Origin of the sequence: Klebsiella aerogenes (assembly GCA_029027985.1) — a bacterium.
In the GTDB taxonomy this organism is placed as follows: Bacteria; Pseudomonadota; Gammaproteobacteria; order Enterobacterales; family Enterobacteriaceae; genus Klebsiella; species Klebsiella aerogenes_A.
On sequence record CP119076.1, the window covers coordinates 3,906,228 to 3,929,088 of the forward strand.

Below are 22,861 nucleotides of genomic sequence, written 5' to 3' on the forward strand. Positions count from 1 at the left end.
GAATATGATCCCTGAGTCTGAATTTGACGACTATCCGCTTCCCGAAAAAGAAAGCGGATCTTAGGAAATGGTTTACGCGCGCAGGCGAACCGGCTCGCTGAAATCGTCAGCCGGTTCAAGCTTCAGATTGAAGGTGGTCAGTAACGCCGCCGCGCGCTCGTGGAATTCACGCAGCGTTTTTTCGAGCCTTTCGCGGACTTCAGGATCGTCGATGGCGACAGCCTGCCAGATCCCCTCTTGATCAAACAGACCGAAGTGGTAGCTATAGGTGAAGCGTGATTCCTGCGCTTCCATTTCCATCCACCATCCCCAGAACTCTCGTTTCTCCGGGGCTGGTTTAACGTTGACGCAAACTGCCAGGCAATCGAAAAAGAAGCGGTTCTCTTCACACTGCCCTTCACGGATATAGGGGCCCAGCGCCGTGAATTTTTTAATCAGCTTACTCTTCAGGTGTCCACTCGGTAACGTCATTGCGATCTCCTTTAGTGATGCACCTGTTTTACCAAACCAATAAAATTTAGCAATATATTAACTAAATCTATGATTGATCCAGCGGGCAATCTGACGCAATGCGTGATCGAAATTACGGTATACCGGTTTAAACGGCACCTCAATCAGCTTGCCGTCCGAAGAAGATGAGGTGATTAACCGCGATTCCTCTTCCGGGCTAAACGGATCGTCTTTCCAGTAACCGGATAGCATCGGCGTTGGGCAGCGGCGACCTAACAACCCCTGTGTTTTTAATGAATAGCGATTCAGTTCGACGCGCAGCGCTTCGTCAGACGCATCGTGCATGCCGAGGCGGGATGCCAGCACATCGAGGAACATCTCCGGCACCCGTCCCATCAATTGCGAGTCAACCAGCAGGTTATGCACCACCGGCCCCAGACAGGCCACCGCCTTCAGCCGTTGCGATTCCAGATACCCCAGACGAACGGCGATATTGGCGCCGAAGCGGAAACCAAACGCCGCCACCCGGGTATGATCGACCCACGGCACGTTCTGCAGATGTTGCAGCACGTACTGGTGCAGCATGCTGGTGTCCTGAGCCAGCGTCCACTTACTTGAGAAACCAATGGACGGCATGTCCAGGGTCAGCATGGCGATACCCAACGGCGCGAAATATTTCTCATACAGGGTGTAGTAATCGGTTTGCAGCGAATCCAGGCCGCCGCACATCAACACCGTCGGGAACGGGCCTTCGCCTTTCGGCATATGCAGGAAACCAGTGACCGGCGAACCGCCGGGAATAGCAAACTCCAGCTCGCGAAGTTCGCCCGGCAGCCGCTGCGCCGCCTCTTCATAGGCCCGATTGGCCAGGGTTTGCGCCTGATCGGCCAGCCCATCGCCTTTAATATGCGGATAAGCGGCAATGCTATACAGGTTGGAGGCGTGCAGCCAGTGGCGGCCGCTCAGCAGCGGATCGGCTTCTTGAGTCGCTTTTTGCTGCCACATCATCGCCTGCTTAGTCCACTCAAACACCCAGTTGCCGCCGCGATAGCCGATCACCGTATCGTACAACTCCGGGTCGGATCGCTCGGCATCGCTCATCACGATCCGCGCCTGGACATCCCAAATCTCCTGCGGCGACACGCCGCGCCAGATCCACATCAGACGATTGATCAGACGATACCAGTGATCGACATGATTACCGCTCAGTGCGGTCTGCATCCCCTGATGTTGGCCGGAGGAAAATCGACGGACCAGCGTTGAGGTTTCCGGATATTTGAATCGGGGTTTAAACAACGTTTCGCTAAGGTTAGCTTGTGACATGTGCCGCCTCCATCATGTTGCCGCTATAGCTATTGTAACCTGCGTGAGGGCAAAAAAAACCACGCCCGGCATAACCGGGCGTGGTCATTATTCACTGTTGGCTGGAATTAACGGCCAGCGATTGGCGGGACGAAGACGACGCCCATATCCCACGGCTGCTCAATCCAGGTATCCTGCGGGATATCAACAACATAATCGTCAACCAGCGGACGCCCCGCCGGCTTAGCGAAAATAGTCACAAAGTGCGCTTTAGGATACATTTCGCGGATGGCGACCGCGGTGCCGCCAGTGTCGACCAGATCATCGATAACGATAAAACCTTCGCCATCGCCTTCAGCGCGTTTCAGAACGGTCAGCTCGCGCTGGTTGTCGTGGTCGTAGCTAGAGATACATACGGTATCAACATGACGAATACCCAGTTCACGCGCCAGTAAAGCTCCCGGTACCAGACCGCCACGACTAACGGCAATAATGCCTTTCCATTGTTCAACCGGCAGCAGACGGCTTGCCAGTTTGCGGGCGTGAATCTGCAACATGTCCCAGGTGACGACGTATTTTTCGCTCATGTGAATTGTCCCAGCCTGTATTTAACGGCTTAAATATTGTTCGAGGGGGAAAATGGTTGCGCGAGATTATAGAGACCTGACGCGCTAAAAACCAGTATTAAGCGCCTTCGGCAACGCTTTTTGCGTGCTTTACACTAGCGGAGTACACGGAAAGTGGTATTCTCAACCACATCGCGCAAGCCCACGCTTGTAGCGAATCTTATTGCTAACCCTCGACCTGTAAACGACTTTTGCAGGTGACTGTAAGGAGACTCATCGTGTCTGAATTGTCTCAATTATCCCCGCAACCGCTTTGGGATATTTTTGCCAAAATTTGCTCCATCCCGCACCCGTCCTATCACGAAGAACAGCTCGCCGAGCACATCATGGGTTGGGCAAAAGAAAAAGGCTTACACGCGGAACGCGACCAGGTTGGCAACATTCTGATTCGTAAAGGCGCGACCGCCGGTATGGAAAACCGCAAACCGGTGGTTCTGCAGGCGCACCTCGATATGGTGCCGCAGAAAAACAACGACACCGTCCACGACTTTGCGAAAGACCCGATCCAGCCATACATCGACGGCGAGTGGGTGAAAGCGCGCGGCACCACCCTGGGTGCGGATAACGGCATCGGTATGGCTTCCGCACTGGCGGTGCTGGCCGACGACAGCGTCGCTCACGGCCCGCTGGAAGTACTGCTGACCATGACCGAAGAAGCGGGCATGGACGGCGCTTTCGGCCTGCAGGCCAACTGGCTGCAGGCGGATATCCTGATCAATACCGACTCAGAAGAAGAAGGCGAAATCTATATGGGTTGCGCTGGCGGTATCGATTTCACCTCTAACCTGGCGCTGACCCGCGAAGCGGTTCCGGCTGGGTTCCAGAGCTTTAAGCTGACCTTAAAAGGGCTGAAAGGCGGCCATTCCGGCGGCGAAATCCACGTCGGCCTGGGCAACGCCAACAAGCTGCTGGCACGCTTCCTGGCAGGCCACGCGGATGAACTGGATCTGCGTCTGGTTGATTTCAACGGCGGTACGCTGCGCAACGCGATTCCGCGTGAAGCGTTCGCGACCGTCGCCGTCGCCGCAGACAAAGCGGATGCGCTGAGGGCGCTGGTGAAGACCTACCAGGATATCCTGAAAAACGAACTGGCGGCGAAAGAGAAGAATCTGGTCGTGCTGCTGGAAGCGGTGGATAACGACAAAGCGGCGCTGACCCCGGCTTCCCGCGACGGTTTTGTTCGTCTGCTGAATGCCACGCCGAACGGCGTTATCCGCAACTCCGACGTGGCGAAAGGCGTGGTGGAAACCTCACTGAACGTCGGCGTCGTCACCATGACCGATGACAACGTACAGATCCACTGTCTGATTCGCTCCCTGATCGACAGCGGTAAAGACTATGTCGTCAGCATGCTGGATTCACTGGGCAAACTGGCGGGCGCGAAAACCGAAGCGAAAGGGGCTTACCCTGGCTGGCAGCCAGATGCGAACTCTCCGGTGATGCACCTGGTGCGTGAGACCTATCAACGTCTGTTCAACAAGACGCCGAACATCCAGATCATCCACGCTGGCCTGGAATGCGGTCTGTTCAAAAAACCGTATCCGGAGATGGATATGGTGTCCATCGGCCCAACCATTACCGGCCCGCACTCCCCGGATGAGCAGGTTCATATCGAGAGCGTCGGCCAGTACTGGACGCTGCTGACCGAACTGCTGAAAGCCATTCCGACTAAGTAAGCGATAAACCGGCGGCGCCAGGCCGCCGGTTTTCTATCGGGCTACTCTACCTTTACCGTTTTTTGTCAGGTGGCGCTTCGCTTACCTGACCTACGTTTCGTGCCGTTTGTCGCCCCGGTACCGTAGCCCTGCTAAGCAGGGAAAATCCCGCTAATGTCGTTATTTTGTCGGGTGACGGCTAACGCCTTACCCGACCTATTCAACCTTCCCCGAACCGCGTTTTTCCATCCGATAGTTGGTGAACCACTCCCCGCGAACTTCTACGCGTTGCTCAGATACGACACGAAATCCCTGGCGAATGAAGCTGGGTTTTGCCGTGATGCTGGCATCGACCGTCAGCACCTTCCCTGGATGTGAAGCGCATAACGCCTCAAGAAGCGCCCGACCTATTCCACGACGGGCATAATCCGGCGAGACGAAAAAGAGGTCGATATAATCATTAATGGCGGTGATAAATCCAACCGGTTGGTTATCAACCACCGCCACCAGCACCTGCGAATCCGCTATTTTCCACCGCCAGCGTGATTCATCAACTTGCGCCCAGGCGGCGATTTGCGCGGGCAAATAATCCTGACTGGCCGTCTCCCTGACGGCTCGCAAAAATATCGTGCATAGCGCCGGGAAATCCTCTTCTACATAAGCCCTGATGGTTAGCATTGCTATAGTCCAAGAACCAGTTGTCTTTCGAGCTGCGGATCGAGCAGCGTCACGTGCAGCCCCACCAATCGCACACCACGGCTACCGCGCCGCTCAAACCAGGCATTGCGGGCGGTTGCGATCAGATCATCTTTATTCAACCGCGGCCAGACATGCTCCTGAGTGGTGAGCTGGAAATCGTTAAACTTCAGCTTAATGCCCTGACGAGCGATAAGTAGATCCGGTTTCACCTTCGCCAGCCGACGTTCCAGCTCGGGATAGAGATTTTCGATGATCGCTTCACACTCTGGCCACTCGTGGATATCTTCCGCCAGAGTGCGCTCCACGCCGACCGATTTGCGTTGGCGATCGTTATGGATTTCACGTTCGTCAATACCGTGACTGCGCTCCCACAGGATACGGCCAAATTTGCCAAAGCGTTTAAGCAACATCGCAAGGTCGCTGTTCTGCACGTCGCCACAGGTACGTAGCCCCATATTTTCCAGCTTCGCCGCCGACACTTTACCGACACCGGGGATTTTCGCCAACGGCAGCGCCTGCACGAACTCCGCCACCTGGTGCGGGGCAATGACGAACTGGCCATTAGGTTTGTTCATATCAGAGGCGATTTTGGCGAGGAATTTGACCGGCGCGATGCCCGCTGAAGCGGTCAGGTTTAGCTCGCGCTCGATGGTCTGGCGGATCTCCTGCGCCATCAGTGTGGCCGATCCGTGACAATGTACGCTGTCGCTCACGTCGAGGTAGGCTTCATCCAGCGACAGCGGCTCAATTAACGAGGTATAGCGGGAAAAGATTTCGCGAATATGGTTAGAGGCCTCTTTGTAGGCATCGAAACGCCCGGGAAGCAACGTAAGATGAGGACACAGTTTCAACGCCGTCGCCGTCGGCATCGCGCTGCGCACGCCGAATTTACGCGCAGGATAGTTCGCGGTACTAATCACACCACGCTGCACCCGACTGCCGCCAATCGCAATGGGGATATCGCGCAACGCCGGGTTGTCACGCATTTCCACCGCGGCGAAGAAGCAGTCCATATCGACATGGATAATTTTACGCATCGCCTGACCCAATACTGTATACCCATACAGCATAGCAAAACTGCGCGCAAATTTTATGCTTTTTTAACGTGAATAATAACAAAGGCCGCGAATGCGGCCTGCAGGTGATGGTATATGGTTGCCGGATGGCGGCCTACAAAACACGCAAGCGTAGCGCCACCGGGTATTGAGGGCTAAAGATCACAAGATGCGTTGCCGTTGGCGCTGCGCCTCGCGGGCGAGACGTTTTTTGCGCGCATCGCAGGGCTCGGGGCAGTCACAAACTTTCTCCAGCCCCAGTGACGCGATCCCGCCACAGCTGCCCTGAATGCTTTTACGCTTCACCAGGTAGCCCAAAGACATCCCCAGGATCACCAGCGCAAATATCACAAAGGTCGCGACAAATACCGTCAGCATCATCAGCCTCCAAAGTCGTCGAGCATGATGTTCTCATCTTCGACGCCCAGATCTTTGAGCATTTTAATCACTGCGGCATTCATTACCGGCGGCCCGCACATATAAAACTCGCAGTCTTCCGGCGCCGGATGGTCACGCAGATAGTTTTCATACAGAACGTTATGAATGAAGCCAGTATGACCCGTCCAGTTATCTTCCGCTAACGGATCGGACAGCGCAACGTGGAAAGTGAAGTTTGGGTTCTCGCGCGCCAGTTGTTCAAACTCATCATCGTAGAACATTTCGCGCAACGAACGAGCGCCATACCAGAAGCTAATCTTACGCGTGCTGTGCAAGCGCTTGAGCTGGTCGAAGATATGCGAGCGCATCGGCGCCATACCGGCGCCGCCGCCGATAAACACCATTTCGGCCTGAGTCTCTTTGGCGAAGAACTCACCGAACGGCCCGGAAATCGTCACCTTATCGCCCGCCTTCAGCGACCAGATATAGGATGACATGATCCCCGGCGGTGCATCCGGCACCTTCGGCGGCGGCGTGGCGATACGTACGTTGAGCATAATAATGCCCTTCTCTTCCGGGTAGTTAGCCATCGAGTAGGCACGCAGGGCCGGTTCCTTCACGTCGGATACGTAGCGGAACAGGTTGAACTTGTCCCAGTCGGCACGGTATTCATCCGGAATATCGTAGTCGGCATAGGCCACTTTATGCGACGGGCACTCGATCTGAATATAACCACCAGCACGGAACGGCACCGCTTCGCCGTCCGGTACCCGCAGCTTGAGCTCTTTAATGAAGGTGGCTTTGTTATCGTTGGAGATAACTTCACACTCCCATTTTTTAACGCCGAAAATTTCCTCCGGCAGCTCAATTTTCATATTCTGCTTCACCGCCACCTGGCAGGCCAAACGACAGCCCTCTTTGGCTTCACGCTTGGTGATATGAGAAAGCTCGGTCGGCAGGATATCGCCGCCGCCTTCTTTGATCGTCACCCGGCACTGGCCGCAGGAACCGCCGCCGCCGCAGGCGGAGGAGACGAAGATACCGTTACTGGAGAGTGTATTGAGCAGCTTATCGCCCGCCGGCGTACGGATCTGTTTATCCGCTTCGTTATTGATCTCAATAACCACGTCGCCCGCGTTCACCAGCTTCGAGCGCGCCACCAGGATAAGCCCGGATAGCACCAGCACGATCAGCGTGAACATCACGACGCCAAGAATAATTTCCATACTTTTCCGCCCTTATAGCTGCACACCGGAGAATGACATAAAGCCCAGCGCCATCAGACCCGTGGTAATAAAGGTGATCCCTAACCCGCGTAGACCGGCAGGCACGTTGGCATATTTCATTTTTTCACGGATCCCCGCCATCGCCACGATAGCCAACATCCAGCCAATACCGGAGCCGAAGCCATAGACGATAGACTCCGGGAAGTTGTAATCGCGTTGTACCATGAACGACACGCCGCCAAAAATGGCGCAGTTCACGGCAATAAGCGGCAGGAAGATCCCCAACGCGTTGTACAGCGCCGGGAAGTACTTATCGAGGATCATCTCGAGAATTTGCACCAACGCCGCAATGACGCCGATAAAAGTGATGAAGTTGAGGAAGCTGAGGTCAACGCCCTCCATCAATGCGCCGTCGCGCAGCACCAGGTTATAGACCAAGTTGTTGATCGGCACAGCCAGGCCGAGCACCACCGTCACCGCCACGCCAAGACCAAAAGCAGTGGAGACCTTCTTCGACACGGCAAGGAAGGTACACATCCCGAGGAAGAAGGCTAGCGCCATGTTCTCAACGAACACCGCGCGGACAAACAGGCTAATGTAATGAGCCATAATCGGTTACTCCTTTTCCTGCTGTTCAGGCTTCCAGCAACGCAGGGCCCAAATCAGCAAACCGATAATGAAGAACGCGCTCGGCGCCAGCAGGAACAGGCCGTTCGGCTGATACCAGCCGCCGTTCTGCACCGTTTCCAGCACGGTAATACCGAACAACTTGCCACTGCCGATAAGCTCGCGCAGGAAGCCGACGACAATCAGGATTGCGCCGTAGCCCAGACCGTTGCCGATACCATCCATAAAACTTGCCAGCGGTGGCGACTTCATGGCGTAAGCTTCGGCGCGGCCCATCACAATACAGTTGGTGATAATCAAGCCAACAAACACCGACAGCTGTTTCGAGGTTTCATAGGCGAAAGCCCGCAGCAGTTGATCCACCACGATAACCAGCGAGGCAATAATCGCCATCTGCACAATGATGCGCACGCTGTTGGGGATATGGTGGCGAATCATCGAGATAAACATGCTGGAGAACGCCGTCACCAACGTGACCGCAATGGTCATCACGAAGGCGGTTTCCAGTTTGGTGGTCACCGCCAGCGCGGAGCAGACGCCGAGCACCTGTAGGGCGATGGGGTTGTTCGCAATGAGCGGCCCCACCAGCACGCGCCTCACCTCTTTCATATCGCTCTGTTCAGCCATTATTCAGCTCTCCCTCACGAACCTTTTTCAGGAACGGACCAAAGCCCAGTTCGCCCATCCAGAAATCGAAGCTATGCTGTACGCCGTTGGAAGTCAGCGTGGCGCCGGATAATCCGTCGACAGCATGAATGTCGCCTGCACGGGCGCCGCCTTTCACCACCTTCAGCGACGGCATGCCGTTCTCATCCAGCACCTGCTTGCCAACGAACTGCTGACGCCAGTTCGGGTTTTCGACCTCGCCGCCCAGACCCGGGGTTTCCCCCTGATCGTAATAAGTAATGCCTTTCACCGTACGGCCATCGACGTCCAGCGCCACAAAAGCGTACATCATCGACCACAAGCCATTGCCGTAGATTGGCAGAACGATTTTCTGGATCTGCTGCTGCGTATCGCGCACCAGATAGATTTCCGCCAGGTTGCTGCGGCGTTTAATCCCTGCCGGATCCTGGCTGGCGTCGAGCGCAATGCTCTGCTGCGGATCTTTCAGCGCCTGGGCCTGATTAAATTTGCTCGGATCCTTATCCAGCAGCTCGCCGGTCGCCAGATTGACCAACCGCGGCGTGATGCGTGCGACAAAGGTTTCCGCTACCGCATCGGCGTCCATCCCCTGCTGCATCAGACCAGCGACGGCCAGGATGTTGCGCTGTTTATCCAGCGCGCGCTGCTCCTGCTGGCGCGACTTGAGACCCACGGCGGAGCCGGCGACAACAATGGAGCACACCAGACAAAGCACCAGCACCACCAGCAGCGTTTTGCCGATGCTATCGTTACTTTTCTTCTCAGCCACGCGACTTCCTCCGCTTAATATTGGCCTGCACCACCAGGTAATCGAACAGCGGCGCAAAGAGGTTGGCGAACAGAATCGCCAGCATCATCCCTTCCGGGTAGGCCGGGTTTACGACCCGAATGAGCACACACATCACGCCAATCAGCAGGCCGTAGCTCCATTTACCTTTATCGGTAAAGGAGGCCGAGACCGGGTCGGTCGCCATGAACATCATGCCGAAGGCGAAGCCGCCGAGCACCAGATGCCAGTACCACGGCATCGCAAACATCGGGTTGGTATCGGAACCAATGAAGTTGAACAACGTGGCGGTGGCGATCATGCCCACCATGACCCCGGCGACGATACGCCAGGAGGCGATGCGGGCAAAGATAATGAAGGCGCCGCCAATCAGGATCATCAGCGTCGACACTTCGCCAATCGAACCCGGAATGTTGCCGAGGAAGGCATCCATCCAGCTCACCGGCATGCCGGTCGCAATGTTCACCAGCGCTTCACCGCCGCCGCTGGCCCACTGCGAGAGCGGCGTCGCGCCGGAGAAACCATCTGCCGCCGTCCACACCAGGTCGCCGGAGATCTGCGCCGGGTAAGCGAAGAACAGGAACGCGCGCCCCGCCAGCGCCGGGTTGAGGAAGTTGCGCCCGGTGCCGCCGAAAATCTCCTTCGCGATCACCACACCGAAGGAGATCCCCAGCGCCGCCTGCCATAACGGCATCGTTGGCGGCACGATCAACGCAAAGAGAATCGAGGTGACGAAGAAACCTTCGTTGATTTCATGCTTGCGCACAATCGCGAACAGCACTTCCCAGAAACCGCCGACGATAAACACGGTGATGTAGATAGGCAGGAAAAAGACCGCCCCCAACATCATCATGCTGAGCCAGCCGGCATCGGCGCTGAAGCTCACCCCTAACCACCGGGCGATGCTGTAGTGCCAGTTGTTGGCGATCACCTGCTGCAACTGCTCTGCGCCATACAGCTTATGCAGCGCCGGAATGGTCTGCAGGCCGACGTTGTACATACCCCAGAACATCGCCGGGAACACGGCGAACCAGACGAGGATCATCATTCGTTTGAGGTCAATGGCGTCGCGAACATGCGCCGCGCCGCGCGTCACCAGGCCCGGGGTGTAGAAAATCGTCGCCGCCGCTTCATACAGCGGGTAATATTTTGCCAACTTGCCGCCGTGCGTGAAATGCGGCTCAATTTTCTCAATCAGTTGCTTTAAGCCCATCTCTTATCCTTCCTGCTCAATCTGGGTTAACACGCTGCGCAACGCCGGGCCGTATTCATATTTGCCCGGACAAACGTAGGTGCAGAGCGCCAGATCTTCTTCATCCAACTCCAGACAGCCCAGCGCCTGGGCGCTATCGCTATCGCCGGCGAGTAGATCGCGCAGCAATATCGTCGGCAGAATATCCAACGGCATCACCCGCTCATAGTTGCCGATAGGCACCATTGCTCGCTCGCCGCCGTTGGCATCGGTGGAGAAATTAAACCGCTTGCGCTTGAAGAAATGGCCAAGGGTGGTGCGGGTAATCGAGAATTTCTCTTTGCCCGGCATCACCCAACCAAACAGTTCTTTTTCACGCCCTTCCCTGACGACGCTCACCTGCAAATGGAAGCGGCCAAGGAACGCGTGAGGACCGTGGGCGTGGGCGCCGCCGAGCACCGAACCGGAAATCACCCGGTTTTCATCATCCACCAGCTCGCCGGCCAGCAGCTCATCAAGGCTGGCGCCGAGGCAGGTTTGCAGCAGCCGCGGCTCTTTAACCTGCGGGCCGCCAAGGGCAATCACGCGCTCGCTGTACAGCTCGCCGTCAAGGAACAGCTTGCCGATGGCGATAACGTCCTGATAGTTGAGATGCCAGACCTGTTTCGTCAGACTGACGGGCTCAAGGAAATGGATGTGCGTGCCAGCGAGCCCCGCCGGATGCGGGCCGCTAAACTGGTTGAAAGAGACCTGCCCTGCCGGATGACCACCCAGCTTGCCGCCGCTAGCCTGGCAGACATGAACCTTACCGTCCGTCAGGCGCGTCAGCAGCGTCAGACCGGCGTCAAACGCTTCGCGCTGGGCAAGGATGATCGGCTGCGGTTCTGCTGCCAGCGGGTTAGTATCAATAGCGGTAACGAAGATGGCCGCCGGCACGCTGCCCGGCACGGGCGTTTTGCTGAAAGGACGGGTGCGAAATGCCGTCCACTGCCCGGAAGCCAGCAGCTGTTGCTGCACGGTTTCCCGCGGCAAATCATTCAGTTCGTCTAATTCAAAACGGGTAAACGGTACGGCATCATTGCGGCCGTCAACGTCAATCACCACCGATTGCAGCACCCGGCGCTCGCCGCGATGAATAGCGCTAATCGTCCCGCTGGCAGGCGCGGTAAAACGCACCCCTGGGTTCTTTTTATCTTCGAACAGCACCTGGCCTTTTTGTACCTGGTCGCCTTCGTTAACCGCCATCGAGGGACGCATTCCGACGTATTCCTCGCCTAACAGAGCGACCCGCTTCACCGCAGGCCGGGAAGAGATCTGTTGTAATGGCATGCCAGCTATGGGCAAATCTAGCCCTTTCGTGATTTTAATCATATCGTTAGCAGGTATCCGTAACCTAAACCCCGGCATCAAACCGAGGCCAGCATCATTGATGAAAATTCAGAACAAGAAAGGAATAGCGGTGTCACAGAGACACGAGACGGGAGAGAAGCATCCTTTCTTACCCTGTTCATAAGCGGCAAGAGTGTAACATTTTGTGAGTACCAGCAGTAGGAAAAGCGCCAATAAGTGCTTCTAAAATGCGAGCTATTGCGCAAAGTTCTCACTGCGTTTTGCGGGAATATTCGCTATAAAGGAACATTAAATTGTAAACGCAGCCACACCGTGCTTGCGAAAAACTGCCGTGATGCTAATGTGAGCGCTCTAAATCCAGAAAACTCTGATTTCGGGTCTCTATTGCCGTCCTGGCATGTGGTTTTTTGTTTTATCAAGGAACAAGCAGTATGCGCAAAATCGCATTCTTTATTGCGATGCTTCTGTTGCCGTGCGTGTCATTTGCTGGGTTACTCAGCAGTAACAGTCCGACAACGCCGGTTAGCAAAGAATATAAGCAACAATTAATGGGTTCCCCCGTTTATATCGAGATCTTTAAAGAAGAGCGGATGCTCGATCTCTACGTCAAAATGGGTGAAAACTACCAGCTGCTCGACAGCTACCGGATCTGTAATTACTCCGGCGGCCTCGGGCCGAAGCAGCGTCAGGGCGACTTTAAAAGTCCGGAAGGATTTTATAACGTCTCGCGCAACCAGCTAAAACCGGACAGCCGCTTTTACAAAGCGATCAATATCGGCTTCCCGAATGCCTACGATCGCGCGCACGGCTATGAAGGTAAATACCTGATGATCCACGGCGCCTGCGTTTCCGTCGGCTGCTATGCGATGACCGATACCAGCATTGACGAGATCTTCCAGTTTGTCACCGGCGCGCTGGTGTTTGGCCAGCCAAGTGTGCAGGTCAGCATCTATCCGTTCCGCATGACCGACGCCAATATGGCGCGACATAAGTTCTCTTACTACTCGGATTTCTGGAAGCAGCTGAAGCCAGGCTACGATTACTTCCAGCAAACCCACAAACCGCCGGTGGTCTCGGTAATGGATGGGCGCTATATCGTCAGCAAACCGCTCAGCCACGAGGTTATCCAGCCGCAGCTGGCCTCAAACTACACGCTCCCCGAGGCAAAATAACGCCCACTCGCCTGGCATGATTTTATTCCAGGCCTCATTGCCAGTCAGCGGCTGAGTAGCGATAACGGAGACCACATCGTTCGGTGTGGTCTCACGTTGAAAATCAATTTCCACGTCCTGATCCAGCAGTTTCGCCACGCCAAACGGCGCCCGACGCGTGATCCAGTACAGGTTGGTTGAACAGTACGCCATCACGTAGCGCCCATCCGATAGCAGCATATTAAACACGCCCTTCTCGCGCATTTCGCCCGCCAGCGTCGCGATATACTTAAATACGCCTGTCATATTGCCCGGCGTACGCGGATAACGCTCGGTTAAACGATGCAGCAGCCAGCAAAAGGCTTTTTCGCTGTCGGTCTCGCCTACCGGATGAAAGTTACCCGTTTTCAGCGATTTATAGCCTTTAAGTTGGCCGTTGTGCGCATAAGTCCAGTTGCGCCCCCACAGCTCGCGAGTGAACGGGTGGGTGTTCTCCAGCGCCACCATGCCGCGGTTAGCCTGGCGGATATGGGCAATGACTGAGCAGGATTTGATCGGATAATCCTGCACTAATTTCGCGATTGGCGACTGAAAGCTCGGCTGCGGATCTTTGAATGTGCGACACCCTTTCCCTTCATAGAAGGTAATGCCCCAACCGTCTTTATGCGGCCCGGTTCCGCCCCCGCGCTGAACCAGCCCGGTGAAGCTAAAACAGATATCGGTCGGCACATTGGCGCTCATCCCGAGCAATTCGCACATACGTCACCTCATACAACTTACTGAAACATAAAGGCGTTATTGGTGCAGTCAGTTTGGACACGGCCAGCGCACAAAAACCGGAACGTACTTCATGTACGTGAGGATGATTCGCTACGCTCCCCCTTCGGGCCGCCCTGAAGGGCGTTCAAAACTCGGTGAGTTTTGTCTGAGCACTGCCCGGGTTCAAAATGGCAAACAAAATAGCCTGTTAAGCTTTAACCATCTCTTTTTCGATCAGCATAATCAGGATATGAATCACCTTAATGTGAATTTCCTGAATGCGATCGGCGTAACCGAAATGCGGTACGCGAATTTCTACATCGGCGGAACCCGCCATTTTGCCGCCGTCTTTACCGGTCAGGGTGATGACTTTCATCCCCTGCGCGCGAGCCGCTTCAATGGCTTTAATCACGTTGCCGGAGTTGCCGGAGGTAGAGATCCCCAACAGAACATCGCCTGCGCGGCCGACAGATTCGACATAGCGGGAGAAGACATATTCATAGCCAAAATCGTTACTCACGCAGGACAGATGGCTGACGTCAGAAATGGCGATCGCCGGATAACCAGGGCGGTTTTCACGATAGCGCCCGGTCAGTTCTTCCGCAAAGTGCATCGCATCGCAGTGGGAACCGCCGTTGCCGCAGGAGAGGACTTTACCGCCAGCTTTGAAGCTATCCGCCAGCAGCACCGCCGCGCGTTGAATAGCGTGAATGTTGGCTTCGTCCTGCAGAAAGTTGGCCAGCGTTTCCGCGGCTTCGTTCAGTTCGTTACGAATAAGATCCTGGTACATGAGGATAATCCTTCAGTATTGGTTGGAATAACTCTGGCAGTGTACCGGATAGCCGCCGAAGCGAGAAGCAGCAGGAAAGGTTATCCCCCGCCCTTTTGATTTTACGTGCCGCTTTTCCGTACAACAATGTGAGCAAGGTTGTAATTATTTTGTAAACACATTGCTAAAACAAATTACATCCACTACAACCAATACATCACAAGTGGTCAGACCTCCTACAAGATAAGGGAGCATTTCTCTATGATGATTTTGAGTATTGTTGCAACCGTGGTGTTACTCGGCGTGCTCTTCTATCACCGAGTCAGCCTGCTTCTCAGCAGCGTGATTTTGCTCGCCTGGACTGCGGCGCTTAGCGTGGCGGGGTTGTGGAATGTCTGGCTGCTGCTGCCGCTGGCAATTATTCTGCTGCCGTTCAACTTCGCGCCGATGCGTAAATCACTTTTCTCCGCTCCGGCCTTCCGCGCCTTCCGTAAAGTGATGCCGCCAATGTCGCGCACAGAAAAAGAAGCTATCGATGCCGGCACCACCTGGTGGGAAGGCGATCTGTTCCGCGGCAACCCGGATTGGCACAAGCTGCATAACTATCCGCAGCCGCGCCTCACCGCCGAAGAGCAAGCGTTCATTGACGGGCCGGTAGAAGAGGCCTGCCGTATGGCTAACGACTTCGAAATTACCCACGAAATGGCGGATCTGCCGCCGGAGCTGTGGGCGTACCTGAAAGAGCATCGTTTCTTCGCGATGATCATCAAGAAAGAGTACGGCGGCCTGGAATTCTCAGCCTATGCCCAGTCTCGCGTGCTGCAAAAACTGTCCGGCGTATCCGGGATCCTGGCGATCACCGTTGGCGTGCCTAACTCCTTAGGCCCGGGCGAGCTACTGCAGCATTACGGTACTGACGAGCAGAAAAATCACTATCTGCCACGCCTGGCACGTGGCCAGGAGATCCCGTGCTTCGCGCTAACCAGCCCGGAAGCCGGTTCCGATGCCGGTGCGATCCCCGATACCGGGGTGGTCTGTATGGGCGACTGGCAAGGTCAGCAGGTACTGGGTATGCGCCTGACCTGGAACAAACGCTATATCACCCTCGCACCCATCGCTACCGTACTGGGACTGGCGTTCAAACTCTCTGATCCGGATCGTCTGCTGGGCGGCGAGGAAGAACTGGGGATCACCTGTGCGCTGATCCCAACCTCTACGCCGGGCGTAGAAATCGGTCGCCGTCACTTCCCGCTAAACGTACCGTTCCAGAATGGCCCCACTCGCGGTAAAGATATTTTCGTGCCGATCGATTACATCATTGGCGGCCCCGGCATGGCCGGCCAGGGCTGGCGCATGCTGGTTGAATGCCTGTCCGTCGGCCGTGGCATTACCCTGCCGTCCAACGCCACTGGCGGCCTGAAATCCGTGGCGATGGCGACTGGCGCTTACGCCCATATTCGCCGTCAGTTCAAAATCTCAATCGGTAAAATGGAGGGGATCGAAGAGCCGCTGGCGCGTATCGCAGGCAACGCCTACGTCATGGATGCCGCCGCCTCGCTGATTACCTACGGCATTATGCTTGGCGAAAAACCAGCAGTACTGTCGGCGATAGTTAAATACCACTGTACCCACCGCGGCCAGCGCTCAATTATTGATGCCATGGATATTACTGGTGGTAAAGGCATCATGCTGGGCGAAGGCAACTTCCTCGCCCGCGCTTATCAGGGGGCACCTATCGCGATCACCGTTGAAGGGGCGAACATCCTGACCCGCAGTATGATGATCTTTGGTCAAGGGGCGATTCGTTGCCATCCGTACGTACTCGATGAAATGGCCGCAGCGCAAAACAACGACGTAAACGCCTTTGATAAACTGCTGTTTAAGCATATCGGCCATGTCGGCAGCAACAAAGTGCGCAGCTTCTGGCTCGGTCTGACTCGCGGTCTGACCAGCAGCGCGCCGACCCGCGATACGACTCGCCGTTACTATCAACATATGAACCGTCTGAGCGCCAACCTGGCCCTGTTGTCGGACGTTTCCATGGCGGTCCTGGGCGGCAGCCTGAAACGTCGCGAACGTATCTCCGCACGCCTCGGCGATGTCCTGAGCCAGCTGTACCTGGCTTCGGCAGTGCTGAAACGCTATGACGATGAAGGCCGCAATGAAGCCGATCTGCCGCTAGTGCATTGGGGCGTGCAGGATGCGCTGTATCAGGCGGAGCAGGCTATCGACGACTTGCTGAAAAACTTCCCGAACCGCTTCATCGCCGGTGCGATGCGTATCGTCATCTTCCCGACCGGTCGCCACTACAATGCGCCGTCCGATAAACTGGATCATAAAGTAGCGAAGATTCTGCAGATTCCAGGCGCGACCCGTTCTCGTATCGGCCGTGGTCAGTACTTGACGCCAAGCGAACACAACCCGGTAGGCTTGCTGGAAGCGGCGCTGCTGGATGTGATGGCAGCGGACCCAATCCACCAGCGCATCTGCAAAGAGCTGGGTAAAAACCTGCCGTTCACTCGCCTGGATGAGTTAGCGACCAATGCGCTGGCGAAAGGGTTAATCAACCAGGATGAGGCCGATATCCTGACCCGCGCGGAAACCAGCCGTCTGCGCAGTATCAACGTTGACGATTTCGCGGCGGACGAACTGGCGACCAAGCCGGTAAAGTTGCCGGAGAAAACTCGCAAAGTTGAAGCAGCATAATAAAAGAAATCTTGCACATCACGACTAAGGCGGGGCTCTCCCCGCCTTTCTTTTTACCCTCACCTTTCTCAGCAAGGTGATAGTTAGCATTTTTTTAACAAAATATTCCACGCCACCGCCCGCTGCTGATATGGTGTTAAAGTTATCTTAACGCCCTCATCATAATGGAGCTCACCACTGTGCCTGGCTTGAAAATTACGCTGTTGCAGCAACCGCTAGTGTGGATGGATGGTCCCGCCAACCTGCGCCATTTCGACCGCCAACTGGAAGACGTTAGCGGCCGCGATATTATTGTGCTGCCTGAAATGTTCACAACCGGATTTGCGATGGAAGCAGCGAAGCAGTCGATGCCGCAGGAAGAGGTCGTTGGCTGGATGCTGGCGAAAGCGGTGCAGACCAATGCGCTCATCGCCGGTAGCGCGGCGCTGCAAACCGAACGCGGGCCGGTGAACCGCTTTTTGCTGGTCGAGCCTGGCGGTAAAATCCACTTCTATGATAAACGTCACCTGTTCCGCATGGCGGATGAACACCACCATTATGAAGCAGGCACGCAGAGAGTGGTCTTTGAATGGCGCGGCTGGCGGATTCTGCCGCTGGTCTGTTATGACCTGCGTTTCCCGGTATGGTCGCGTAACCATAATGATTACGATTTAGCGCTGTATGTTGCCAACTGGCCTGCGCCACGCTCGCTACACTGGCAATCACTGCTGGTCGCCCGGGCGATTGAAAACCAGGCCTATGTCGCTGGCTGCAACCGCGTTGGTACCGATGGCAACGGCCACCACTACCGCGGCGATAGCCGTATCATCAACCCACAGGGGGAGATTATCGCCACCGCTGAGCCGCACCAGGCGACGCGACTCGACGCCGAGCTCTCACTGGCTGCGTTGCGAGAGTACCGCGAGAAATTCCCCGCCTGGCAGGACGCCGATCCCTTCACGGTCGGCTAATCACTTTTTCGGGAGCCGCTGCGCTCCCGGTTTATTTCACGATCGTGCCGTGAAAAATAGCAAAAACGACGAAGGCCTGAATCATTGCTGATTCAGGCCTTCTGAATAGTGGCGGAACGGACGGGACTCGAACCCGCGACCCCCTGCGTGACAGGCAGGTATTCTAACCGACTGAACTACCGCTCCGCGTTGTTGTTCCGTTGGGAACGAGGCGAATATTACGGTTTCCCTACAGTGCCGTCAACGCTTTTTCTTCACTTTTGAATCGTTTGCTGCAAAATTCGCCCACTCGCTTATTTTTAGCGCATATCGTCGTCGATCAGGCGCGCCACAGGCAGCTACCGCCCTTCTTCTGCACCAGATCGAGGCGTGATTCATGGTCCACCAGCTCGTTATCAGAGGCATAAACCACGCGTAATTTACTGGCGGCGCGGACAACACGCTGTATTCCAATATCGCCGACCTGCTGTTGGCCTTCGCCTTCCATCGAAAACGCCATGCTGGTCTGGCCGCCGGTCATCATCAGATACACATCGGCCAGAATCTGGGCATCGAGCAGCGCGCCGTGCAGCGTACGCTTGCTGTTATCTATTTCATAACGCGAGCAGAGCGCATCAAGGCTATTACGCTTGCCGGGAAACATCTTACGCGCCATCGCCAGGCTATCGGTGACCTTACAAAAGGTTTCCGTTTTCTCAATGCCGCGGTTCAGCTTTTTGAATTCATAATCCATAAAGCCGATATCGAACGACGCATTATGGATAACCAGCTCCGCGCCGCGGATATAGTCCATAAACTCATCAGCGACGTCGGCAAAGGTCGGTTTATCCATGAGGAATTCATCGGCGATACCGTGAACGCCGAAGGCTTCCGGGTCCACCAGCCGATCGGGCTTCAGATACACATGGAAGTTATTGCCGGTGAGGCGACGGTTGATCACCTCTACGGCGCCGATCTCGATAATCTTGTGCCCTTCATAGTGGGCGCCAATCTGGTTCATACCGGTGGTTTCGGTATCGAGAACAATCTGTCGTGTAATTGCAGTGCTCATAGCGGTCATTTATGTCAGACTTATCGTTTACATATCGATTTCAATTACAGGAAGTCTACCAGAGATGCTCAAACAGGTAGAAATTTTCACCGATGGTTCTTGCCTGGGTAATCCAGGGCCCGGTGGCTACGGCGCCATTATGCGCTATCGCCAACACGAAAAAACCTACAGCGCAGGCTATCGCCTGACAACCAACAACCGCATGGAACTGATGGCGGCCATCGTCGCTCTCGAAGCGCTTAAAGAGCATTGCGAAGTGGTGCTGAGTACCGATAGCCAGTACGTCCGCCAGGGGATCACCCAATGGATCCATAACTGGAAAAAGCGTGGCTGGAAAACCGCGGACAAAAAGCCGGTTAAAAATGTCGATCTGTGGAAACGTCTTGATGCCGCTCTCGGCCAGCATCAGATTAAATGGGAATGGGTCAAAGGCCATGCCGGGCACCCGGAAAACGAACGCTGCGATGAACTGGCTCGTACCGCGGCGTCTAACCCAACGCAGGATGATGTCGGCTACCAGCCGGAAAGCTAATTTCCCCCATCGCGCCACTGCCGGGTGGCGCCAACGGCCGGACGCAGCTGCGTCTTCGCCTTCCCGGACTTCATCGGATTTAACGTCAACGGAATGGTTCTTTTCCGGGCGACGATGAGCTGCAGGCAGCCCAGAGCCGGTAAATGCGTGCTCAACATTTTCCCCCCCTGCCTTGACCAGGGAAGAACCTGATAGCGGCCATAATGCAAGACTTCAAAATTAAGCAGCGCCAGCCAGTCTAGCTGACGCGTCATGGTAAACATCCGGCTGTTATAAGGCATGCTTTTACGCAGTATCGGCGTCACCTTGCGCAACCCCATCAGGCTTATCGGGTTAAATGCGGTCAATATTATCCAGCCATCATCAATCAACACGCGATCGGCCTCACGCAACAGGCGATGCGGATCGCTGCACCACGGCAAGGTATGCGCCAGTAAACAGGCATCTACCGACTTAGCGGCAAAAGGAAGAGACAGCGGGTCAGCTTTAACCTGCATCGGGCTTCCCTCCAGCGAAACGTTCACCTGGTGAGAGATAGCACAGGCCTCGGTATTGATTTCCGCGCTCAGATTGCCAATCTTAAGTAAATGAAAGCCATATAATTTAGCCAGCCATGGCTTCATATGCCGTTCCAGCGACTCGCGATAGTACTCGCCCCACGGCATACTGGACCAATGCTCTGGAGCTGTAACTGTATGGGGTATCCTTGCCGGCTTCATCGCAACCTTCCGCAACGCTTTGAGAGGTAATTTATGAATCTTATCAGCATTCCTGCATTTCAGGACAACTACATCTGGGTTCTGAGCGACGATAAGCATCGTTGCTTAATTATCGATCCAGGCGAAGCCGCGCCAGTGCTCGCAGCTATCGAAGAAAACGCCTGGCAACCAGAGGCGATTTTATTGACCCACCACCACCACGATCACGTTGGCGGCGTGAAAGAACTGCAGCAAAAATTCCCGCAGATTGTGGTTTACGGACCGGCAGAAACCCAGGATAAAGGAGCCACCCGGATTGTGAAGGATGGCGATCGCATTGCTGTTTTAGGCCGCGAATTTTCTATTTTTGCCACCCCAGGACACACATTAGGACATGTCTGTTTCTACAGCCAGCCTTATCTATTTTGTGGTGATACAATGTTTTCCGGCGGTTGTGGCAGACTGTTCGAAGGCACTGCAGAGCAGATGTATCAATCGTTTGTGAAAATAAACGCCCTTCCTGATGACACTCTCATTTGTTGTGCGCACGAATATACTTTAGCAAATATGAAGTTTGCATTGAGTATCCTGCCAGATGATATGGACATAAAGGATTACTATCATAAAGTTAATGAGTTACGTGCAAAAAAACAAAAGACACTACCCGTTATTCTGAAAAATGAACGCCGTATAAATTTATTTTTACGTACGGATGACAATGATTTAATTGAAAAAATATCTAAAGAAACAAATTTGCAACACTCTGCACAGAGATTCGCATGGTTGAGGTCAAAGAAAGATGACTTCTGAGATTTAACACTTGTCATCCTCAGCCTTCGCCGTTATCCTTGGTCGTCTTTTAAGCAACTATTGACACACACATGAAGGCACGAGCGATATTACTCGCCTCTGTCCTGCTGGTAGGGTGCCAGGCGTCAAAGCACGACGGCACCGTTCAACAGCGAGCACAGAGCCTTTCTGCAGCTGGTCAAGGGGAAGCAGGCAAGTTCACAAGTCAAGCGCGCTGGTTAGATGATGGAACCTTCTACGCGCAAGACCAGGATCTGTGGACTTCCATAAGCGACGAGCTGAAGATGGGCATTCCGGAAAACCCCCGGATTAGCGAACAGAAACAGAAGTACTTACGTAATAAGAGCTATCTCCACGATGTAACTTTACGGGCTGAACCGTATATGTACTGGATAGCCGGGCAAGTTAAGAAACGTAACATGCCAATGGAACTGGTATTACTACCCATAGTGGAGAGCGCTTTTGACCCACACGCGACGTCTGGTGCCAATGCCGCAGGCATTTGGCAGATCATTCCGAGCACAGGGCGCAATTATGGTTTAAAACAGACCCGCAGTTATGATGCGCGTCGTGACGTCGTCGCGTCGACTACCGCGGCGTTGGACATGATGCAACGTCTGAACAAAATGTTCGACGGCGATTGGTTATTAACCGTCGCCGCCTATAACAGCGGCGAAGGCCGGGTCATGAAGGCAGTGAAAGCAAACCGTTCGCGTGGGAAACCCACCGATTTCTGGTCGCTCTCGCTGCCGCGTGAAACCAAGGTCTATGTACCAAAAATGCTGGCTTTGAGCGAGATTCTCAAAAACAGCAAGCGTTATGGCGTGAAGCTGCCAACGGCCGATGAAAGCCGTGCGCTGGCGCGCGTGCGCCTCGACAGTCCGGTTGATATTTCTCAGCTTGCGGACATGGCAGGAATGCCGGTCAACAAACTGAAGACCTTCAATGCCGGAGTAAAGGGGTCAACGCTGGGCGCTAACGGGCCAAAGTATGTCATGGTGCCACAGAAGCATGCCGCTCAGCTGCGTGAATCTCTGGCCTCTGGCGACATTGCCGCCGTACAGCCCACGCAGCTTGCTGACAATGCTCCGCTGACCAGCCGTAGCTATAAGGTACGTTCTGGCGACACGATTTCCGGGATCGCTTCGCGTCTCGGCGTCACCACCAGGGATTTGCAGCAGTGGAATAACCTGCGTGGTTCAGGATTGAAGGTCGGGCAAAATCTGACTATCGGCGCAGGTAGCAGCGCGCAACGTCTGGCGAACAACAGCGATAGCATCACTTATCGCGTACGCAAAGGCGATTCGTTATCGAGTATTGCAAAACGCCATGGCGTCAATATTCGTGACGTCATGCGCTGGAATAGCGATACCGATAATCTGAAGCCAGGCGATCAGCTGACACTGTTTGTGAAAAACAACGACAGACCTGAATCCTGACCTT

General features: G+C 54.9%; 23 protein-coding genes and 1 tRNA gene. 7 read left to right on the forward strand and 17 right to left on the reverse strand.

Annotated features, from left to right (window positions below; all coding sequences use genetic code 11):
* Positions 1-72: 72 nt before the first annotated feature.
* The 3 genes from crl to gpt all read right to left on the reverse strand — a co-directional run bounded on the left by crl (position 73) and on the right by gpt (position 2,339).
* Positions 73-471: a sigma factor-binding protein Crl gene (gene crl, locus PYR66_18560; protein ID WEF27274.1), complete on the reverse strand. Its 399-nt coding sequence runs from the start codon at positions 469-471 to the stop codon at positions 73-75.
* 57 nt (positions 472-528) lie between these two features.
* On the reverse strand, positions 529-1,773 hold the full coding sequence (frsA, locus tag PYR66_18565) for an esterase FrsA (GenBank protein ID WEF27275.1): 1,245 nt from the start codon (positions 1,771-1,773) through the stop codon (positions 529-531).
* A gap of 107 nt (positions 1,774-1,880) precedes the next feature.
* A complete protein-coding gene (gene gpt / locus PYR66_18570; GenBank protein WEF27276.1) occupies positions 1,881-2,339 on the reverse strand; it encodes a xanthine phosphoribosyltransferase in 459 nt (152 codons plus the stop codon).
* A gap of 257 nt (positions 2,340-2,596) precedes the next feature.
* Here gpt and pepD point away from each other — a divergent pair, with 257 nt between their 5' ends.
* Complete coding sequence (pepD, locus tag PYR66_18575; protein WEF27277.1) at positions 2,597-4,054, forward strand: cytosol nonspecific dipeptidase; 1,458 nt, start codon at positions 2,597-2,599, stop codon at positions 4,052-4,054.
* 195 nt (positions 4,055-4,249) lie between these two features.
* On the opposite strand, the gene PYR66_18580 is transcribed toward pepD, so the two are convergent.
* The 9 genes from PYR66_18580 to PYR66_18620 form a co-directional block, all read right to left on the reverse strand.
* Positions 4,250-4,711 carry a GNAT family N-acetyltransferase gene (locus PYR66_18580; GenBank protein ID WEF27278.1) on the reverse strand — a complete coding sequence of 154 codons (462 nt, stop codon included), beginning with the start codon at positions 4,709-4,711 and terminating at the stop codon, positions 4,250-4,252.
* A 2-nt stretch (positions 4,712-4,713) separates the two neighbouring features.
* Positions 4,714-5,769 (reverse strand): DNA polymerase IV, encoded by a 1,056-nt coding sequence (gene dinB, locus PYR66_18585; GenBank protein WEF27279.1) that lies wholly within the window; start codon positions 5,767-5,769, stop codon positions 4,714-4,716.
* Positions 5,770-5,949: 180 nt separating this feature from the next.
* Positions 5,950-6,165 (reverse strand): (Na+)-NQR maturation NqrM, encoded by a 216-nt coding sequence (gene nqrM / locus PYR66_18590; protein ID WEF30501.1) that lies wholly within the window; start codon positions 6,163-6,165, stop codon positions 5,950-5,952.
* A gap of 2 nt (positions 6,166-6,167) precedes the next feature.
* Positions 6,168-7,391 (reverse strand): NADH:ubiquinone reductase (Na(+)-transporting) subunit F, encoded by a 1,224-nt coding sequence (gene nqrF, locus PYR66_18595; protein WEF27280.1) that lies wholly within the window; start codon positions 7,389-7,391, stop codon positions 6,168-6,170.
* A gap of 12 nt (positions 7,392-7,403) precedes the next feature.
* The gene (nqrE, locus tag PYR66_18600; GenBank protein WEF27281.1) at positions 7,404-8,000 is read right to left on the reverse strand and encodes an NADH:ubiquinone reductase (Na(+)-transporting) subunit E; all 597 of its coding nucleotides are present in this window, start codon (positions 7,998-8,000) and stop codon (positions 7,404-7,406) included.
* A 6-nt stretch (positions 8,001-8,006) separates the two neighbouring features.
* Positions 8,007-8,645 (reverse strand): NADH:ubiquinone reductase (Na(+)-transporting) subunit D, encoded by a 639-nt coding sequence (locus PYR66_18605; GenBank protein WEF27282.1) that lies wholly within the window; start codon positions 8,643-8,645, stop codon positions 8,007-8,009.
* The gene (locus PYR66_18610; GenBank protein ID WEF27283.1) at positions 8,638-9,432 is read right to left on the reverse strand and encodes a Na(+)-translocating NADH-quinone reductase subunit C; all 795 of its coding nucleotides are present in this window, start codon (positions 9,430-9,432) and stop codon (positions 8,638-8,640) included. Before PYR66_18610 ends, PYR66_18605 begins: the two co-directional genes overlap by 8 nt.
* Positions 9,425-10,663 (reverse strand): NADH:ubiquinone reductase (Na(+)-transporting) subunit B, encoded by a 1,239-nt coding sequence (locus PYR66_18615; protein ID WEF27284.1) that lies wholly within the window; start codon positions 10,661-10,663, stop codon positions 9,425-9,427. The genes PYR66_18610 and PYR66_18615 overlap by 8 nt, the downstream gene beginning before the upstream one ends.
* A gap of 3 nt (positions 10,664-10,666) precedes the next feature.
* Positions 10,667-12,013 carry a Na(+)-translocating NADH-quinone reductase subunit A gene (locus PYR66_18620; protein ID WEF27285.1) on the reverse strand — a complete coding sequence of 449 codons (1,347 nt, stop codon included), beginning with the start codon at positions 12,011-12,013 and terminating at the stop codon, positions 10,667-10,669.
* Between the two features lie 410 nt (positions 12,014-12,423).
* On the opposite strand from PYR66_18620, the gene dpaA reads away from it, so the two are divergent.
* A complete protein-coding gene (dpaA, locus tag PYR66_18625) occupies positions 12,424-13,164 on the forward strand; it encodes a peptidoglycan meso-diaminopimelic acid protein amidase (protein ID WEF27286.1) in 741 nt (246 codons plus the stop codon).
* Here dpaA and PYR66_18630 read toward each other — a convergent pair.
* Both PYR66_18630 and lpcA read right to left on the reverse strand, forming a co-directional pair.
* On the reverse strand, positions 13,135-13,902 hold the full coding sequence (locus tag PYR66_18630) for a class II glutamine amidotransferase (protein WEF27287.1): 768 nt from the start codon (positions 13,900-13,902) through the stop codon (positions 13,135-13,137). The two genes, dpaA and PYR66_18630, sit on opposite strands and share 30 nt — an antisense overlap.
* A gap of 208 nt (positions 13,903-14,110) precedes the next feature.
* A complete protein-coding gene (gene lpcA / locus PYR66_18635) occupies positions 14,111-14,692 on the reverse strand; it encodes a D-sedoheptulose 7-phosphate isomerase (protein WEF27288.1) in 582 nt (193 codons plus the stop codon).
* A gap of 240 nt (positions 14,693-14,932) precedes the next feature.
* On the opposite strand from lpcA, the gene fadE reads away from it, so the two are divergent.
* Positions 14,933-17,377, forward strand: a complete 2,445-nt coding sequence (gene fadE / locus PYR66_18640) for an acyl-CoA dehydrogenase FadE (GenBank protein ID WEF27289.1) — start codon at positions 14,933-14,935, stop codon at positions 17,375-17,377.
* Positions 17,378-17,556: 179 nt separating this feature from the next.
* Positions 17,557-18,327, forward strand: a complete 771-nt coding sequence (locus PYR66_18645; protein ID WEF27290.1) for an amidohydrolase — start codon at positions 17,557-17,559, stop codon at positions 18,325-18,327.
* A 109-nt stretch (positions 18,328-18,436) separates the two neighbouring features.
* Here PYR66_18645 and PYR66_18650 read toward each other — a convergent pair.
* Positions 18,437-18,513: transfer RNA gene (locus PYR66_18650), tRNA-Asp, on the reverse strand.
* A gap of 133 nt (positions 18,514-18,646) precedes the next feature.
* Complete coding sequence (gene dnaQ / locus PYR66_18655; GenBank protein ID WEF27291.1) at positions 18,647-19,378, reverse strand: DNA polymerase III subunit epsilon; 732 nt, start codon at positions 19,376-19,378, stop codon at positions 18,647-18,649.
* A 64-nt stretch (positions 19,379-19,442) separates the two neighbouring features.
* On the opposite strand from dnaQ, the gene rnhA reads away from it, so the two are divergent.
* Entirely contained in the window at positions 19,443-19,910 is a 468-nt protein-coding gene (gene rnhA / locus PYR66_18660; GenBank protein WEF27292.1) for a ribonuclease HI, read from the forward strand.
* Here the strand turns inward: rnhA and PYR66_18665 are convergent.
* Complete coding sequence (locus PYR66_18665) at positions 19,907-20,629, reverse strand: class I SAM-dependent methyltransferase (protein WEF27293.1); 723 nt, start codon at positions 20,627-20,629, stop codon at positions 19,907-19,909. The two genes, rnhA and PYR66_18665, sit on opposite strands and share 4 nt — an antisense overlap.
* Positions 20,630-20,662: 33 nt before the next feature.
* Between PYR66_18665 and gloB the strand changes: the two genes are divergently transcribed.
* A complete protein-coding gene (gene gloB, locus PYR66_18670) occupies positions 20,663-21,418 on the forward strand; it encodes a hydroxyacylglutathione hydrolase (protein ID WEF27294.1) in 756 nt (251 codons plus the stop codon).
* Positions 21,419-21,489: 71 nt separating this feature from the next.
* A complete protein-coding gene (gene mltD, locus PYR66_18675; GenBank protein WEF27295.1) occupies positions 21,490-22,857 on the forward strand; it encodes a murein transglycosylase D in 1,368 nt (455 codons plus the stop codon).
* Positions 22,858-22,861: the final 4 nt, after the last annotated feature.

What these genes read in the sequence shown, in the direction of transcription:
- crl (WEF27274.1), bottom strand. Translation starts at nt 471, where the DNA reads ATGACGTTACCGAGTGGACACCTGAAGAGTAAGCTGATTAAAAAATTC.
- frsA (WEF27275.1), bottom strand. Translation starts at nt 1,773, where the DNA reads ATGTCACAAGCTAACCTTAGCGAAACGTTGTTTAAACCCCGATTCAAA.
- gpt (WEF27276.1), bottom strand. Translation starts at nt 2,339, where the DNA reads ATGAGCGAAAAATACGTCGTCACCTGGGACATGTTGCAGATTCACGCC.
- PYR66_18580 (WEF27278.1), bottom strand. Translation starts at nt 4,711, where the DNA reads ATGCTAACCATCAGGGCTTATGTAGAAGAGGATTTCCCGGCGCTATGC.
- dinB (WEF27279.1), bottom strand. Translation starts at nt 5,769, where the DNA reads ATGCGTAAAATTATCCATGTCGATATGGACTGCTTCTTCGCCGCGGTG.
- nqrM (WEF30501.1), bottom strand. Translation starts at nt 6,165, where the DNA reads ATGCTGACGGTATTTGTCGCGACCTTTGTGATATTTGCGCTGGTGATC.
- nqrF (WEF27280.1), bottom strand. Translation starts at nt 7,391, where the DNA reads ATGGAAATTATTCTTGGCGTCGTGATGTTCACGCTGATCGTGCTGGTG.
- nqrE (WEF27281.1), bottom strand. Translation starts at nt 8,000, where the DNA reads ATGGCTCATTACATTAGCCTGTTTGTCCGCGCGGTGTTCGTTGAGAAC.
- PYR66_18605 (WEF27282.1), bottom strand. Translation starts at nt 8,645, where the DNA reads ATGGCTGAACAGAGCGATATGAAAGAGGTGAGGCGCGTGCTGGTGGGG.
- PYR66_18615 (WEF27284.1), bottom strand. Translation starts at nt 10,663, where the DNA reads ATGGGCTTAAAGCAACTGATTGAGAAAATTGAGCCGCATTTCACGCAC.
- PYR66_18620 (WEF27285.1), bottom strand. Translation starts at nt 12,013, where the DNA reads ATGATTAAAATCACGAAAGGGCTAGATTTGCCCATAGCTGGCATGCCA.
- dpaA (WEF27286.1), top strand. Translation starts at nt 12,424, where the DNA reads ATGCGCAAAATCGCATTCTTTATTGCGATGCTTCTGTTGCCGTGCGTG.
- PYR66_18630 (WEF27287.1), bottom strand. Translation starts at nt 13,902, where the DNA reads ATGTGCGAATTGCTCGGGATGAGCGCCAATGTGCCGACCGATATCTGT.
- lpcA (WEF27288.1), bottom strand. Translation starts at nt 14,692, where the DNA reads ATGTACCAGGATCTTATTCGTAACGAACTGAACGAAGCCGCGGAAACG.
- fadE (WEF27289.1), top strand. Translation starts at nt 14,933, where the DNA reads ATGATGATTTTGAGTATTGTTGCAACCGTGGTGTTACTCGGCGTGCTC.
- dnaQ (WEF27291.1), bottom strand. Translation starts at nt 19,378, where the DNA reads ATGAGCACTGCAATTACACGACAGATTGTTCTCGATACCGAAACCACC.
- rnhA (WEF27292.1), top strand. Translation starts at nt 19,443, where the DNA reads ATGCTCAAACAGGTAGAAATTTTCACCGATGGTTCTTGCCTGGGTAAT.
- PYR66_18665 (WEF27293.1), bottom strand. Translation starts at nt 20,629, where the DNA reads ATGAAGCCGGCAAGGATACCCCATACAGTTACAGCTCCAGAGCATTGG.
- gloB (WEF27294.1), top strand. Translation starts at nt 20,663, where the DNA reads ATGAATCTTATCAGCATTCCTGCATTTCAGGACAACTACATCTGGGTT.
- mltD (WEF27295.1), top strand. Translation starts at nt 21,490, where the DNA reads ATGAAGGCACGAGCGATATTACTCGCCTCTGTCCTGCTGGTAGGGTGC.